The organism is Marinilabilia salmonicolor, from assembly GCF_003003035.1.
Classification (GTDB): Bacteria; Bacteroidota; Bacteroidia; order Bacteroidales; family Marinilabiliaceae; genus Marinilabilia; species Marinilabilia salmonicolor_A.
On sequence record NZ_PVTS01000017.1, the window covers coordinates 88440 to 103186 of the forward strand.

Sequence of the window (14747 nt, forward strand, 5' to 3'; positions counted from 1 at the left end):
TTATGAAGAAAATACTCATCATAGGAGGCGAAGGTCAACTTGGAAGTACATTAACGGAACAATCGGACAAGATTAAATGGGGTGAATTTTCCCACACCACCGTTGACACGCTGGACTTGATGGACTCATCCGCCATCAGGAACTATTTTAAAACCAAAACATTCGATTTCATCATCAATTGCACCGCATATACGGCAGTGGACAGGGCTGAAACAGACGCTGTCGCGGCCTGGAGATTAAATGCCGAAGCCCCCGGTGAACTGGCTGCTGAAGCAGCACGAATGGGAGCCCATTTCGTTCACATTTCAACCGATTATGTCTTTGGAGGAACACACTCACGACCTCTTAAACCGGAAGATTCCAAAACTCCAGACTCTGTTTATGGCAAATCAAAACTTCAGGGAGAAGAGGATGTGCTTCGACAGCAACCCCAAAGTATTATAATCAGAACCTCATGGCTCTATTCGGTTTATGGCAAGAATTTTTTAAAAACCATGTTGCAACTGGGAAAAGAACGGGACTCTCTGAATGTGGTTTTCGATCAGGTGGGCACCCCTACCCTGGCCGATGACCTGGCGAATACCATTCTTTCAATCATAGAAAAGGTTATTAAGGGCGAAAAACAATTCACTCCCGGGGTTTACCATTTTTCCAATGAGGGAGTATGCAGTTGGTACGATTTTACCAAAGCCATTTTTCATGAAACAGGAATCTCCTGCAACGTGCTTCCTGTTGAGTCGGACCAGTTTCCCACAGCAGCTCCCAGACCCTCCTTTTCGGTGATGGACAAGTCCAAAATCAAACAGACCTTTGATATAGAAATTCCACATTGGCAGGATAGTCTGAGAAAATGTATCAAAAAACTGGATGATGCAACCACTGGCGAATTCCCGAATTAAAAGCATAATAAATCCCAAAATCAATCAAAAAATACTACTATGACTAAAGAAAATATCCCTGCTCAGGTTATTGAAAAAGCCAACCAATGGCTTAACGGAAAATATGATGATGAAACAAAAGCCACTGTAAAAAGGATGCTTGATGCGGACGATCCCTCCGAATTGATTGATGCTTTTTATAAAGATCTTGAGTTTGGAACCGGTGGATTGCGCGGAGTAATGGGCATTGGCAGCAACCGGATGAATCGGTACACGGTGGGAACTGCCACACAGGGACTGGCCAACTATCTAAAGAAGGAGTTCAGCAGTCTTCCCGAAATAAAAGTGGTAATTGGATATGACTGCAGAAACAACAGCCGCTATTTTGCCGAGACAGCAGCCAATATCTTCTCTGCAAACGGTATCCGGGCTTTTATATTCGAAGACCTGAGACCAACGCCGGAAATCTCCTATGCCATCAGGGAACTCAAATGTCAGAGCGGCATTATCCTTACCGCCTCTCATAACCCAAAAGAGTACAACGGCTACAAAGCTTATTGGGAAGACGGTGCACAGATTCTTGGACCACACGATAAAAACATCATCAATGAGGTGCAAAGCATCACCGATGTGGCAGACATCAAATTCGACGGAAACGACGAGTTGATTGAAACACTGGGAGCTGCAATGGACGAAAAATTCCTTCAGGAGGTAACTGCGCTCTCTTTTAACCCCGATGTGGTACAAAGGCAAAAGGACATGAAAATTGTATTCAGTCCTATCCATGGAACCACAGTAAAAATGGTACCTGCAGCCCTGGAAAGAATGGGCTTCAGAAACGTGATTCACGTTCCCGAACAAGATGTTGTAAGCGGAGATTTTCCGACTGTAATATCGCCCAATCCGGAAGAACCCGCTGCCCTGGAAATGGCCATTAATAAAGCAGAAGAGACCAACGCCGACATCGTTATTGCCACCGACCCTGATGGTGACCGCCTGGGAATTGCCGTGCGTGACGAAAAAGGCGAGTTCGTATTGGTAAACGGCAACCAGACAGCAATCCTGCTCACCTGGTACATGCTGAATCAGTGGAAAGAAAAAGGTATGCTTACCGGAAAAGAGTTCACCGTAAAAACCATTGTGACATCCGAATTAATTAAAACCATTGCCGACAAAGCCGGTGTGGAATGCTTCGACACTTATACAGGTTTTAAATGGATTGCAGGGGTGATTCGCGAAAACGAGGGCATCAAAAAATACATTTGCGGAGGAGAAGAAAGCTATGGTTTTATGCCGGGAGATTATGTCCGTGACAAAGACTCCGTAGGTTCCATTGTGATGATTGGCGAGATTGCTGCCTGGGCCAAAGACCAAAACAAATCGGTTTATGACCTGTTGAAGGATATCTACATTGAAAACGGGTTCTCGCAAGAGAAAATGAAATACATTGTGCGTAAAGGCAAAAGCGGTGCAGAAGAGATTGAAGCTCTGATGAAAAAATTCCGTGAGACCCCTCCTGCAATGCTTGGCGGATCAAAAGTCAGCCATGTGAAAGATTACCTGACGCTGAAAACCAAAGATCTTATTTCAGGCGAAACCACTGACATTACCGACAAACCGACCACCTCAAATGTACTTCAGTTCTTTACCGAAGATGGATCAAAAGTATCTGTTCGTCCATCGGGAACAGAACCAAAAATAAAGTTCTATTTTGAAGTAAGAGACAATATGAACAACCGGGAAGAGTTTAACTCTGTATCGGCCAAAGCACTAAAAAAGATCGACAGCATCATGACCGACATGGAAGTGGGCGAATAGTGGAAAAGTTAATTTTGAAAAAGGGTTTTGCTTCCGGCAGAACCCTTTTCTTTTGCCTAATCCTGAAAAAAAGTATCGGGGAAATTGACCAGGTAAACCCGCTCTGTACCTCGGGTAACAGCTGTGTAAAGCCAGCGCAGGAAATCTCGTGAAAGATACTCTTCAGTAAAATATCCCAGATCCACAAAAACAGCTTTCCACTGACCGCCCTGAGACTTGTGGCAGGTCATTGCATAAGCAAATTTTACCTGCAAAGCATTGTAAAAATCATTTTCCCGGGTGCTGTCAAAGCGCTTTTTTGCATCCGACTCATCCTGATAATCTTCCATTACTTTATAAAAGAAAGCCTCCTGCTCCTCCTGCTTAAGACCGGCTCCGGGAAGTGCTACTGAATCCATCAGTAGTTTCACATCCAGCTCCACCTCTTTGTAGTCAACCAGACGAAGCACCACGTCAGCAAACCTGCGGCCGTAAAGCTCCTGATGCCCGGTAATCCTGGCAACTTCTGCAATATCACCATTGGCAATAAAATTAATTTTATCCTCCTCTTTCACCCAATGATAATTGTTTTTCATTACCAGCAGATAATCTCCAACCGTTAGTTCCTCTTCCCTGAAAAGCATGGTATTCCTGATGCCCTGGTTATACAGATTGGCTCTTTTATTGGTGCGACAAACTACCAGTGTCTCCTCCTGACCAAAATGATTGTAACAATAATCAAGTTCCTCCATTAACTCAGCACCGGTAATACGAAAGAAATCAGGAAATTCAGCAACCACAAATTCAGGGAAAGAGCTATCCTGATTACCCCCTTCAAGCATATCCCGCAAGTGCGTAGCATTGGTGAGGATTCCACTATCTGCCTTTTGCCGAACCACATCAGTGAGGGTGGCATCATAAACCGTGAGCCCATAAGCTTCCAGATTCCCTTTCTCCAGGGCAGGACTAAGCGAGATCCCCACCGGAGGAAGCTGTGCATCATCTCCGATAAAAAGCACCCGGCAATTGGAACCGGAAAAAATAAACTTCAATAAATCATCGAGCAGACGGCCGGAACCAAAAAGGCTGCCACTTCCATCATTGGCAATCATTGAAGCCTCATCCACAACAAATAATGTATCCTTATGAAGATTTTTATTCAGATCAAAAGCAGCAAAACCATCTTTGGATGATTGTTGTCGGTAGATCTTCTTATGTATGGTATAGGCAGGCATTCCGACACTATTGGATAAAACTTTAGCGGCACGCCCTGTTGGAGCAAGTAGAAAAGCTTTCTGTTTAAGTTCAGAAAGTACCTGAACCACCGCTTTCACCATGGTCGTTTTTCCGGTACCCGCATACCCCTTCAAAATAAAAGCCGACTGGTCGGTTGCAGCTGCAAGAAACTCACCGAGTACTCCGGCTGCTTCCTCCTGAGAAGCAGTAGGCAAAAAGCCTAAACCATCAATAAGTTTTGTCTTTAAAAAATCCTGCAGCATATCTTTCACTAATTTTACGCTCAAACGCCCTGTTTTCAATTCTGCTCCGACACCCTATTTCACAAGCGTTGAAACAATAATGCACAAAGATTTGCGAATTATTTCAGATAAAGAAATGAAGGTTTGATTTTTTTTATAAATTTGTGCTTTCAAACAAAAAACAAAATCCGAAAAATAATGAAAACAGCAATCCAGATTATTCTGACAGTTGCCATTCTTGCATTGGGTTATCTGTGTGTAGAGAGCATTCAAAAGCCAGTAAGATTCAAGCAGGCACACAACGAAAGGAAAGAAAAAGTAATTGAAAGACTGGAAGGAATCCGCGAAGCTCAACGGGCCTATAAATCTCTGAACGGGAAATTTACAGGTAGTTTTGACACACTCATTGAGTTCATTAACAATGATTCTCTTCGTCTTGTTAAAATGGAAGGACGTCTGACTGACAGCATGCTGGAAGAAGGAATGACCGAGTTAGAGGCTCTGAAAAAGGGAATCATCAAAAGGGATACAATTTTTGTTTCTGTAAAAGACTCGCTCTTCAATAAAAATTTTATTGCAGACTCACTCAGGTATGTACCCTTTACCAACAAAGAAGAGTTTGAGATGGAAGCCACCAAAATTAATACAGCTTCCGGTGTTGAAGTACCCATTTTTGAGGCAAAAGTTCACAACAACACTTATCTGAAAGGTCTTGAAGAGCAGGAAATCATCAACCTGAACGATGCAGACATAGCTTATGAAAGATATCCTGGCCTTAAAGTTGGTTCACTTACTGAAGCCAACAACAGTGCCGGAAACTGGGAATAACAAAAATTTATTTTATGATTCCTGACCTCTCTGTGGTTGACGAAACTTACGATACAACGATTACATCGTCATATTTTTTATCCATCCAGGCAAGCCTGGATGGATTTTCTTTTTGTACACTTGATCCTGTCAGGAATAAATATGTACAATTTCGTCATTTTGCCTTTAAAAATCTGACACCCGAAGAGCTTCCTGAAATTGCCGAACAGATTTTCCGGGACAATGAACTCTTAAACTTACCTTACAAAAAGGTATTTATACTGATTCCTTCTCCGGTCTCCACACTGGTTCCGTCAGGTCTGTTTCAGCCTGGTGAAGCTCAAAAATGGCTAAGTTTCACACATCAGGTTCCTTCGGGTAGTGACATCGCATTTACCAATATGAAAATGGCTGATGCCTGCACTGTCTTCACGATTCCGGAAAAGCTCAAAAACCTTTTTAAACGCCAATTTCCGGAGCCAATGTTTTTCCATCAATATGTGCCCATGACGGAGACAAAACTGGCCATCAGCAGACCGGGAAACAGCAAAAGCCAGATTATAATAAACGTTCAGAACCGGTTCTTCGATCTGGTGGTACTGGAGAAAAACAACCTGAGACTTTGTAATACCTTTGAGATCAACGGGGAAGATGACCTCATTTACTTTACCCTGTTTGTCTTTGAACAACTGCAAATATCCCCTGCCACTGCAGAAATACAATTTATTGGCCATCATCCTTCAGCCAATAAAATTAAGCAGAAGCTGGGAAAATACCTGAAGCATGTGAAGCAACCCGGACTTCCATCAGGATTTCAGTACAGTTACCTTTTCAGAGATGTTCCGGGACATCAGTTTTACAATCTTTTTAGTCTTGCAGGATGCGTGTAGTCAGCGGAAAATTAAAAGGAAGAAGATTCTCCCCACCAGCCTCTTTTAAGGCACGGCCAACAACAGATCAGGCCAGGGAGAGTTTGTTCAATATACTTAATAACCTGATCTCTTTTGAGGATCTTGAGGTGCTTGATCTTTTCGGTGGCACCGGAGCCATGTCTTATGAATTTGCATCAAGAGGAGCACTTTCCGTAACCACAGTGGAGAAAAGCTTTCCTCACTTCAAGTATATAATAACCACTTGTGAAACATTTGGACTAACAGACACCATCAAAGTTGTGAAAGCAGATGTGTTTAAATACCTTCAAAAAGAAAACAGGCCCTACTCCCTGATTTTCGCCGATCCACCCTTTAGCCTGCCTGAATTGAAAGAACTACCGTCAATTATAATCAATTCCAAAGCACTTCAGTCATCAGGACTTTTCATTTTGGAACACGGCCCTGATAATAACTTCGAGAATCATCCCAATTTTTGGCAGCAACGCAACTACGGGAAAGTAAACTTTTCTTTTTTTCAGCAAAAATAATCGATGAAGTTGGAAATTTGCTTCAAAACTTAATTCCGGGATTGAAATCCCGGACCGCAATGTGAATCGTGCCTATGGCACTATAAAGTCACCAAAGCTCCATCGAGGTCCTGGGATTGAAATTCCGGACGACAATATGTACCGTGCCTATGGCACTATAAAGTTATCAAAGCTCCATCCAAGTCCTGGGATTGAAATCACGGACCACAATATGCATCATGCCTATGGCTCTATAAAGTCATCAAAGCTCCATAGGAGCGACCCATCTCATGATCCTGGAATTTATTCCAGGGGATAAACAAAAAGAAAGAAACCCACACCACCTAAAACAAAAAAAGCCACTGAACCAAATCAGTGACTTTTTTTTGGCGGTCTGGACGGGACTCGAACCCGCGACCTTCGGCGTGACAGGCCGACATTCTAACCAACTGAACTACCAGACCAAAAAGGGCGCTCTTCAATATTTTTCCGGTGGCGGTCTGGACGGGACTCGAACCCGCGACCTTCGGCGTGACAGGCCGACATTCTAACCAACTGAACTACCAGACCAGAAAAGAGCGCTACCCTTTTGTTTTAAAGCGTTGCAAAGATAACGGTTCTTTTTATTCCTGCAATACAAAATGCAATTTTCTTGACCTTTTTTTTCATTAAAAAAAGAACCGCCAATTTAACTATTTGATAAATTGGCGGTTGATAAAATAGTAATTATTTAAAAAATTACTCTTCCTTTTCGACAAAACGGTTTGTCTTATTTAAAAGAGCTTCCACAGTCACAATTTCCAGGTAAGTGGTGCCGCCACCAATACCAAAACTACCTCCCAGGTAAGCAATCAAATCTTCATCGTTAATGACTTTTACCATCTGAAGCCTGTTCAAGGTATTTTTCAGAATCTCTCCCTTTGAACTACCTGCTTCTGTCAATTCAGGGAAAACACCATACGACAATCCAAGTTCACGTCCTACTCTCTTATTGTAACACAAAGCAACCACTGCATTCTGCCCCCTGAAAGCAGACAAATAACGTGCAGTTTTCCCGGTAAGGCTGTCGGTCAGAACGGTCTTAATATCCAGTTCACGGGAGGCCTTTACTGCAGTATCTGCCAGATAAGCAGTAATATCATGCTTAACCACATCAACAGGGATATCATTTCGGCTGTCTTTTGCTGCCTCTACCTCACGGGCGATGCTTGCCATTGTCTGAACTGCCTCAACAGGATAAGCTCCATAGGCAGTTTCTCCGCTAAGCATGATGGCATCGGTACGATAATAAATGGCATTGGCAACATCGGTAACCTCAGCTCTTGTAGGACGCGGATTCTTAATCATTGAGTGCAACATCTGTGTAGCCACAATAACGGGTTTCTTTGCCTCTACGCACTTACGAATAAGCTGACGCTGAAGTCCCGGAATTTTTTCCTGTGGAATTTCAATTCCCAGGTCTCCGCGAGCCACCATTACACCATACACATTCTCCAGAATCTCGTCAATATTTTCAACACCTTCCTGGTTTTCAATCTTGGCAATAATCTTCACAGGACTTTCGTGCTCATCGAGAATCTTCTGAATTTCGATAACATCCTCTTTATTCCTCACAAATGAGTGAGCAATAAAATCAATTTCATTCTCAATGGCATAACGAATAAATCCCTTATCGCGCTGTGTCAGGGAAGGTAGATTTATGCGAACTCCCGGAACATTTACACTTTTTCTGCTGCCAAGCGTACCGTCATTCATAACCTTACACTTAAGCACACCGTTGTCCTTCTCAATAACTTCGAGGTCAATCTCTCCGTCATCAATCAGAATATGGCTACCCACTGAAACATCATCAGCAATATGAGGGTAAGAAACACAAATTTTCCGTTCATCGGTTTTGCTATCCGGATCACCCACCAACAGTAATTCAGAACCTGTCTTCAGCTCAATATCTTCGTCAGATACTGTTGTTCTCACTTCGGGCCCCTTGGTGTCAACTAAAATGGCGATTTCGTCTGACACTTCCCTGATATTGGTAACAATTTTGTTAATACCTTCAAAATCCAGGTGAGCAGTATTCAGACGTGCCACATTCATTCCCGCTTCAAAAAGTCTCCTGACAAAATCAACTTCACATCGTTGATCGGACACTGTTGCCACAATTTTGGTGAATTTCTTCATTCCTTGTTATTTTTTTCAGATAAAAAAATATGATTATTCAACTCTATATTAATGATTCAATAGCCAGTCGGTACGAGTCCATACCAAAACCGGCAACAACCCCTTTACAAACAGGGGATAAAAAACTATGATGCCTGAACTCTTCGCGCTTAAACACATTAGAAATATGCACTTCCACCACCGGAGATTTTACAGCACTAACGGCATCTGCGATAGCTACCGAGGTATGTGTATAGGCTCCTGCATTAAGAATTATCCCGTCTGCACTAAACCCTGCCTTATGAATTTTATCAATAATTTCACCCTCGGAATTGGATTGGAAATAATCAATCTTAACAGAAGAATATTTTTTTTGTAAGATAGAGAGATAGTCATCAAAAGATTGGTTCCCGTATGTATCCGGTTCCCGTACGCCCAGCAAATTCAAGTTCGGGCCATTGATAATGAGGATGTTCATAAAACAAAATATTTAAAACGATGCAAAAATACGACAATGGTACAAAATAAAAAAAAGTAACCTGAAAATGTTTTCAAATCTATTGCCACAGAGCACATTAACACACAAAAGAACAAATCATTGTTTTGCCTGTTGTAACAATATATTACATTTCAGGTTTATATGGCAAATTAATAGATGAAATATTTGCATTTACATAAAAAAATTTTGCAACTTTAACCTAATATTATCATTTTGGTATTTATCTTGCGTCAATAAACCTGACTATTGTCCCTGAGGCCACCCGATGATTAAGAAAAGATGACACTCCATAAAAACAAATCATAGAAACGATGAAATGGGAAAATGAAATTGAAGGATTTAAGAATTATCTGAAAATTGAGAAAGGACTATCGGACAATTCAATACATGCTTATATAACTGATCTTTACAAACTGGTTCAGTTTCTCAAAGAAAAACAGTACGAGTTGAGTCCGGAACAAATTGTTCTTGATCACCTCAAACAAATGCTTGAATGGGTCAACGGCAAAGGGATCAGTCCCCGGACACAGGCCCGAATCATCAGCGGTATAAAATCTTTTTACAAATACCTCCTAATCGAAGAAAAAGTTGACCGGGACCCTACAGCTCTGCTGGAGACTCCGAAAGTTGGACGAAAACTTCCGGAAATACTTTCTGTCGAAGAAATTGACACCATTATCAATGCCGTGGACACCAAAAAGGCAGAAGGACAAAGAAACAAAGCCATCTTGGAAACGCTGTACAGTTGCGGACTGAGAGTCTCGGAGTTGATTGACTTAAAGATTTCCAATCTCTTTTTTGAATCAGGATTTGTAAAAATTGAAGGTAAGGGAAGTAAAGAACGCCTGGTTCCCATAAGCACCAAGGCAATCAAGGAGATAAACCTCTATCTGAGTGAATACCGTCGAAATCTGAATGTTCATCCCGAACATGAAGACATCCTTTTTCTCAACCGAAGGGGAAAAAAACTTTCAAGGGTAATGATTTTTACCATTATCAAAAACATCACCAAAAAACTGGGGTTTGAAAAAAATATCAGTCCGCACACATTCAGACACTCATTTGCCACCCATTTAATTGACGGAGGTGCGAATCTAAGAGCAGTTCAGGAGATGCTTGGCCATGAATCCATTATCACTACCGAAATCTATACCCATTTGGACAAGGAGTACCTGAAAAATACCATTATTCAGTACCACCCAAGATCCTGATTCGACCAAGCTTTATTAACAAAATATTTATCCATGCCCGAAAAGGAGATCCATTTCCTTTTCGGGCATTTTTGTTTTCTGTTTCCTCTCATTCGGTTTGTTTCTATTTCGTAAAAATCGACATCAGAACTCTTCAATTATCCGGGAAAATGCCAAACACCTGACCACAACCGGACTCAGCTACATAACAGCGCTCTCCTCATATCTGCCTTTAAAGATATTTAATACTTAAATACCTTTTTTGGGCTTAATTTACACCGATATTTTGATCAATCCTGTTTCGAACAGGCCAAAATAAACCTTTGTTCGTTTTAAATTACTACTAATTTGTCAAATAGAACTTTCAAAACCCTTACTACCAATAAATTAAAACATTTTATTCGCCAAAAATTAAAAACATTTAATGCTTTTTTTCTTTATTAAAGTATTTTTCATACTTTTGATACAATTCAATTTAAAAAACTCATCATAAGAGTATTACAAAAAGTAAAAAAACCTTTAATATGCAAAAGCCAGATTTAACAAAGTATGGAATTAAGGACGTTAAAGAGATCGTCCATAATCCCTCCTATGAAATCCTTTTTAAAGATGAAACCAACCCCAACCTGGAAGGTTTTGAAAAAGGTATTGTCACAGAACTGGATGCTGTTGCCGTGGATACCGGAGTATTCACAGGACGCTCACCCAAAGACAAGTACATTGTTAAAGATCAAACCACTAAAAACACCATCTGGTGGACATCAGAGCATGCTCCCAACGACAACAAGCCTGTCACACCTGAGGTTTGGGAAGAACTGAAGGAGATGACCATTCAACAGCTCTCCGGTAAGAAGCTTTATGTAATGGATACATTCTGCGGAGCCAATCCCGACACCAGATTAAAAGTTCGTTTTATAATGGAAGTTGCCTGGCAGGCACATTTCGTAAAAAATATGTTCATCCGTCCTACCCAAGAGGAATTAGAGAATTACGGAGAGCCTGATTTTGTATCGCTCAACGCAGCAAAAACGGTTAATCCCAAATGGAAAGAACATGGGTTGAACTCCGAAGTTTATACTGTTTTCAATCTCACTGATAAAATGCACGTCCTTGGCGGTTCATGGTATGGAGGTGAAATGAAAAAAGGAATTTTCGCCATGATGAACTACTTCCTTCCATTACAGGGAATCGCAGCCATGCACTGCTCCGCCAATGTAGGTAAAGAGGGAGATACTGCCATTTTCTTTGGTCTTTCCGGAACAGGAAAAACCACCCTTTCCACCGATCCCAAAAGGGCATTAATCGGAGATGATGAGCACGGTTGGGACGACGACGGTGTGTTCAACTTTGAGGGAGGATGCTATGCAAAAACCATCAATCTTGATAAAGAAGCCGAACCAGACATTTATCAGGCCATAAAGCGGGATGCGCTTCTGGAAAATGTAGTTGTTGACGAAAATGGAAAAATTGACTTTACCGACTCTTCCAAAACTGAGAACACGAGAGTTTCATACCCCATTTATCACATTCACAACATTGTAAAACCAGTTTCAAAGGCAGGTCACGCAAAGAAAGTTATCTTTCTGACTGCTGATGCTTTTGGAGTTATGCCACCCGTTTCAAAGCTTACCCCGGAACAAACCAAATACCATTTCCTCAGTGGATTTACAGCCAAACTTGCCGGCACAGAGCGAGGAATTACCGAACCGGTACCCTGTTTCTCCGCTTGCTTCGGCGAGGCATTTCTCTCTCTTCATCCTACTAAGTATGCAGAAGAACTGGTAAAAAGAATGGAAGCCGCAGGCGCCACAGCCTACCTGGTTAATACAGGCTGGAACGGTACCGGAAAACGGATTTCCATAAAAGACACAAGAGCCATTATCGACCGAATTCTGGACGGCTCCATTGAGCATTCGGCAACCAAAACGGTTCCGGTTTTCAACCTGGAGGTACCTGTTGCTCTCGATCAGGTAAATCCCAAAATTCTGGATCCCCGGGATACTTACAGCAATGTTGAAGAGTGGGAAGAAAAAGCAAAGGATCTTGCTTCAAGATTCATCAACAACTTTGTGAAGTACACCGATAACGAAGAGGGAAAAGCTCTTGTTACTGCCGGTCCTCAGCTCGATGAAGTAACTGTCTGAAGCAAATAGATAGAATCACCATCAGAAACGGGATGCAAAATGCGTCCCGTTTTATTTTTTCAGCAAATCGCCAAGTGCCAGTCGTATGTCCGGAAAACGGTACTGAAACCCACTATCCGGAAGTCGGTGAGGTATCACCTTCTGACCTTCGGTAATAACAGTTGCAGCACCTCCATAAAGTATGCGCAGGGCAAACTCAGGAATTACAAAAAAAGCAGGACGATTGAGTACCGCACTTAAGGCATCAGTAAATTCAGTATTGGACACCATCTGCGGAGCAACCATATTGAAAACTCCTTTTTGATCATCATGATTAATTATCCACTCAACTCCGGCAGTCAAATCATCAATATGGATATATGGCATGGGTTGCATTCCATCGCCGATACGGCCTCCCACCCCCATTTTAAAAGGAAGAGCCATTTGCTTCAGGGCTCCGCCTTCGGAAGATAAGACCATCCCCAACCGAACAACAGCCAGTCTTATTTTTGCTGTGTCCACCTGCATGGCCTCTGCTTCCCATCTCTGACAAACCATAGAAAGAAAATCATCTGCATACTCGGTCGAGTATTCATCATGAACTTCAAAAGTATCATAAATACCAACAGCAGAAGCAGAAACAAACACAGAGGGAGGAATCATCATCCCATTCATCGCCTCTACAAGCTGTGCGGTTGTCTCTGTGCGGCTGCTAAGTATGGTTTCTTTCCATTTTTTTGTCCACCTTTTAAGTATGGGTGCTCCAGCCAAATGAACCACCACATCAACACCCTTTAATTTATTCTGAAGATGAGCTATATCCCGGCCAAAGTCTGCCCGTCCGATTCCGGCAACACAATGGCCTGCATTCAATAACCTTTCAGCTAAAGCCTGCCCTACCAATCCGGTAATACCACTTATTGCTATGTTCATAGCTACGCGTTTTTTTTAATTTAAAAAATCACTCTCTGTGTCCCATCTGATCCCAGCCGGTTTTCAGGTGCAAATCCCGCTGCGGGAAGGGTATAACCACCTCATGCTCACGGAATTTCTCATCAATAGTAAAACGAATTTTACTTTTCAATATCTCGACATAAAAAACCTCTTCCACCCAAAAAAACAAGCGAAAATCAAGGGAAGAGTTCCCAAAATCCCTAAAAAGAACATGTGGCTTGGGTTCATCAATCACCTCACTCTGCTCCAACGCACTTTCTATCAACAACTTTTCCACCAATCTGACATCAGATCCATAGGCCACTCCCACATCCACATGAAAGCGGGTTTTTTGCTCATTGTAACTCCAGTTAATTACTTTATCGCTCACAAAGTTATGATTGGGAACAATCATAATAATGTTGTCACGGGTCAGAATTTTGGAAGTTCTCAGACCTACATCCATCACACGACCAATCAGTTCCGACTCGATCTCTACCACATCGCCAACTTTGATAAGCCCTTCGAATAAAACCACCAGACCGGAAATATAATCATTAAACAAGCCCTGGATACCAAACCCGAGTCCGACCAGGAGTGCTGCAGAACTTGCCACCAGAACGGTAATATTAATACCAATGGAATCGAGTGTAAAAATAATAGCAATCACCCAAAGCGCATATTTCAACAACTGAAATACGGTTTTGGACTGCCCCATATTTAACCCTTTGGAAAGCACATGGCGTGTATAAATAACCTCAATAAGCCGAATACCCAGCGCAACTCCGTAAAGAATAAAAAGGGTATATACCAGAATTCCGGGTGTTATGGCCACTTCATTGATGGCAAACAGCTTATCATTGAATAAATCAAGCAAAAATGAACCCGCCAACTTTAACCACAAATGTCCCAGCAAAATGAACAGCAACAACATTGCAAACCGTCGCAACTGTTTGGCGATATTTCTGTCGAACCGCCATTTCTCTGAAGCTTTTGAAATAAATCGCTTGATAAATTTATTGAAAACAACCAGCAAATAAACACCTACCACCAGTGTAAACAAAAAGAATGGCGAAACAGGAACCTCTCCTGCAATGGTAACCACCGGAGTGCCAAAAAACTCACCAAGGTTCAACCCTAAAACACTGAGTGCCCACAAAGCCAGGCCAACTGTCACCACACCCCTGATTACCCAGGCAAGAGTGATCAGGAAAATCTTTTTCATCTCAGAAGCTCCGGATGCCAGTTTTTCAGGTCTGGAAAAAATCCATGCAAGCGCAAGGGCAAGAATCATCAGGCCCAATTGCAGGTATTGCAGATAGTCAAGAGACAACAACCATCCTTCACTATAAGCGGGCATTTCCGTAATTAAAGAGTCAATCATAAAAGCATATTTATGTGTCTGTCCATAAAATCCCGTTTCCTGCGTTACGCCATTAGCGGAAATTGCTCATTTACTCGAGTAAACTCCACATTTCCGTTAATA

Annotated in this window: 12 protein-coding genes and 2 tRNA genes; 7 read left to right on the top strand and 7 right to left on the bottom strand. The window is 42.0% G+C overall.

Going from position 1 to position 14747, the window contains the following annotated elements:
- Positions 1-2 precede the first annotated feature (2 nt).
- Positions 3-899 (top strand): dTDP-4-dehydrorhamnose reductase, encoded by an 897-nt coding sequence (gene rfbD, locus BY457_RS15355; protein ID WP_106154214.1) that lies wholly within the window; start codon positions 3-5, stop codon positions 897-899.
- Positions 900-938: 39 nt separating this feature from the next.
- A complete protein-coding gene (locus BY457_RS15360) occupies positions 939-2696 on the top strand; it encodes a phospho-sugar mutase (RefSeq protein ID WP_106154215.1) in 1758 nt (585 codons plus the stop codon).
- A gap of 56 nt (positions 2697-2752) precedes the next feature.
- On the opposite strand, the gene BY457_RS15365 is transcribed toward BY457_RS15360, so the two are convergent.
- Complete coding sequence (locus BY457_RS15365; protein ID WP_106154216.1) at positions 2753-4174, bottom strand: ATP-dependent DNA helicase; 1422 nt, start codon at positions 4172-4174, stop codon at positions 2753-2755.
- Between the two features lie 177 nt (positions 4175-4351).
- Here BY457_RS15365 and BY457_RS15370 point away from each other — a divergent pair, with 177 nt between their 5' ends.
- From BY457_RS15370 to BY457_RS15380, 3 genes are read left to right on the top strand one after another with little or no spacing between them, the layout of a single operon-like run.
- Positions 4352-4981 (top strand): hypothetical protein, encoded by a 630-nt coding sequence (locus tag BY457_RS15370; RefSeq protein ID WP_106154217.1) that lies wholly within the window; start codon positions 4352-4354, stop codon positions 4979-4981.
- A 14-nt stretch (positions 4982-4995) separates the two neighbouring features.
- Entirely contained in the window at positions 4996-5850 is an 855-nt protein-coding gene (locus BY457_RS15375; protein ID WP_106154218.1) for a DUF3822 family protein, read from the top strand.
- Entirely contained in the window at positions 5841-6380 is a 540-nt protein-coding gene (locus BY457_RS15380; protein WP_106154219.1) for an RsmD family RNA methyltransferase, read from the top strand. The genes BY457_RS15375 and BY457_RS15380 overlap by 10 nt, the downstream gene beginning before the upstream one ends.
- A 366-nt stretch (positions 6381-6746) precedes the next feature.
- Here the strand turns inward: BY457_RS15380 and BY457_RS15385 are convergent.
- The 4 genes from BY457_RS15385 to aroQ form a co-directional block, all read right to left on the bottom strand.
- Positions 6747-6823 (bottom strand) — tRNA-Asp (locus BY457_RS15385).
- Positions 6824-6852: 29 nt separating this feature from the next.
- Positions 6853-6929, bottom strand: a tRNA-Asp gene (locus tag BY457_RS15390).
- A gap of 168 nt (positions 6930-7097) precedes the next feature.
- Positions 7098-8537: a pyruvate kinase gene (gene pyk / locus BY457_RS15395; protein WP_106154220.1), complete on the bottom strand. Its 1440-nt coding sequence runs from the start codon at positions 8535-8537 to the stop codon at positions 7098-7100.
- A 43-nt stretch (positions 8538-8580) separates the two neighbouring features.
- On the bottom strand, positions 8581-8994 hold the full coding sequence (aroQ, locus tag BY457_RS15400) for a type II 3-dehydroquinate dehydratase (protein ID WP_106154221.1): 414 nt from the start codon (positions 8992-8994) through the stop codon (positions 8581-8583).
- Between the two features lie 332 nt (positions 8995-9326).
- Here aroQ and xerD point away from each other — a divergent pair, with 332 nt between their 5' ends.
- Positions 9327-10226, top strand: coding sequence for a site-specific tyrosine recombinase XerD (gene xerD / locus BY457_RS15405; RefSeq protein WP_106154222.1), 900 nt, complete (start codon positions 9327-9329; stop codon positions 10224-10226).
- A gap of 503 nt (positions 10227-10729) precedes the next feature.
- Positions 10730-12349 carry a phosphoenolpyruvate carboxykinase (ATP) gene (pckA, locus tag BY457_RS15410; RefSeq protein ID WP_106154223.1) on the top strand — a complete coding sequence of 540 codons (1620 nt, stop codon included), beginning with the start codon at positions 10730-10732 and terminating at the stop codon, positions 12347-12349.
- A 51-nt stretch (positions 12350-12400) separates the two neighbouring features.
- Here the strand turns inward: pckA and BY457_RS15415 are convergent, their stop codons facing one another.
- Both BY457_RS15415 and BY457_RS15420 read right to left on the bottom strand, forming a co-directional pair.
- Entirely contained in the window at positions 12401-13261 is an 861-nt protein-coding gene (locus BY457_RS15415) for a TIGR01777 family oxidoreductase (protein ID WP_106154224.1), read from the bottom strand.
- Positions 13262-13289: 28 nt separating this feature from the next.
- Entirely contained in the window at positions 13290-14645 is a 1356-nt protein-coding gene (locus tag BY457_RS15420; protein WP_106154225.1) for a mechanosensitive ion channel family protein, read from the bottom strand.
- Positions 14646-14747 lie beyond the last annotated feature (102 nt).

Excerpts from the sequence above, each read along its gene's own strand:
- pyk (WP_106154220.1), bottom strand. The coding sequence starts at position 8,537 with ATGAAGAAATTCACCAAAATTGTGGCAACAGTGTCCGATCAACGATGT.
- BY457_RS15420 (WP_106154225.1), bottom strand. The coding sequence starts at position 14,645 with ATGATTGACTCTTTAATTACGGAAATGCCCGCTTATAGTGAAGGATGG.
- BY457_RS15365 (WP_106154216.1), bottom strand. The coding sequence starts at position 4,174 with ATGCTGCAGGATTTTTTAAAGACAAAACTTATTGATGGTTTAGGCTTT.
- aroQ (WP_106154221.1), bottom strand. The coding sequence starts at position 8,994 with ATGAACATCCTCATTATCAATGGCCCGAACTTGAATTTGCTGGGCGTA.
- BY457_RS15380 (WP_106154219.1), top strand. The coding sequence starts at position 5,841 with ATGCGTGTAGTCAGCGGAAAATTAAAAGGAAGAAGATTCTCCCCACCA.
- rfbD (WP_106154214.1), top strand. The coding sequence starts at position 3 with ATGAAGAAAATACTCATCATAGGAGGCGAAGGTCAACTTGGAAGTACA.
- xerD (WP_106154222.1), top strand. The coding sequence starts at position 9,327 with ATGAAATGGGAAAATGAAATTGAAGGATTTAAGAATTATCTGAAAATT.
- pckA (WP_106154223.1), top strand. The coding sequence starts at position 10,730 with ATGCAAAAGCCAGATTTAACAAAGTATGGAATTAAGGACGTTAAAGAG.
- BY457_RS15375 (WP_106154218.1), top strand. The coding sequence starts at position 4,996 with ATGATTCCTGACCTCTCTGTGGTTGACGAAACTTACGATACAACGATT.
- BY457_RS15360 (WP_106154215.1), top strand. The coding sequence starts at position 939 with ATGACTAAAGAAAATATCCCTGCTCAGGTTATTGAAAAAGCCAACCAA.
- BY457_RS15415 (WP_106154224.1), bottom strand. The coding sequence starts at position 13,261 with ATGAACATAGCAATAAGTGGTATTACCGGATTGGTAGGGCAGGCTTTA.
- BY457_RS15370 (WP_106154217.1), top strand. The coding sequence starts at position 4,352 with ATGAAAACAGCAATCCAGATTATTCTGACAGTTGCCATTCTTGCATTG.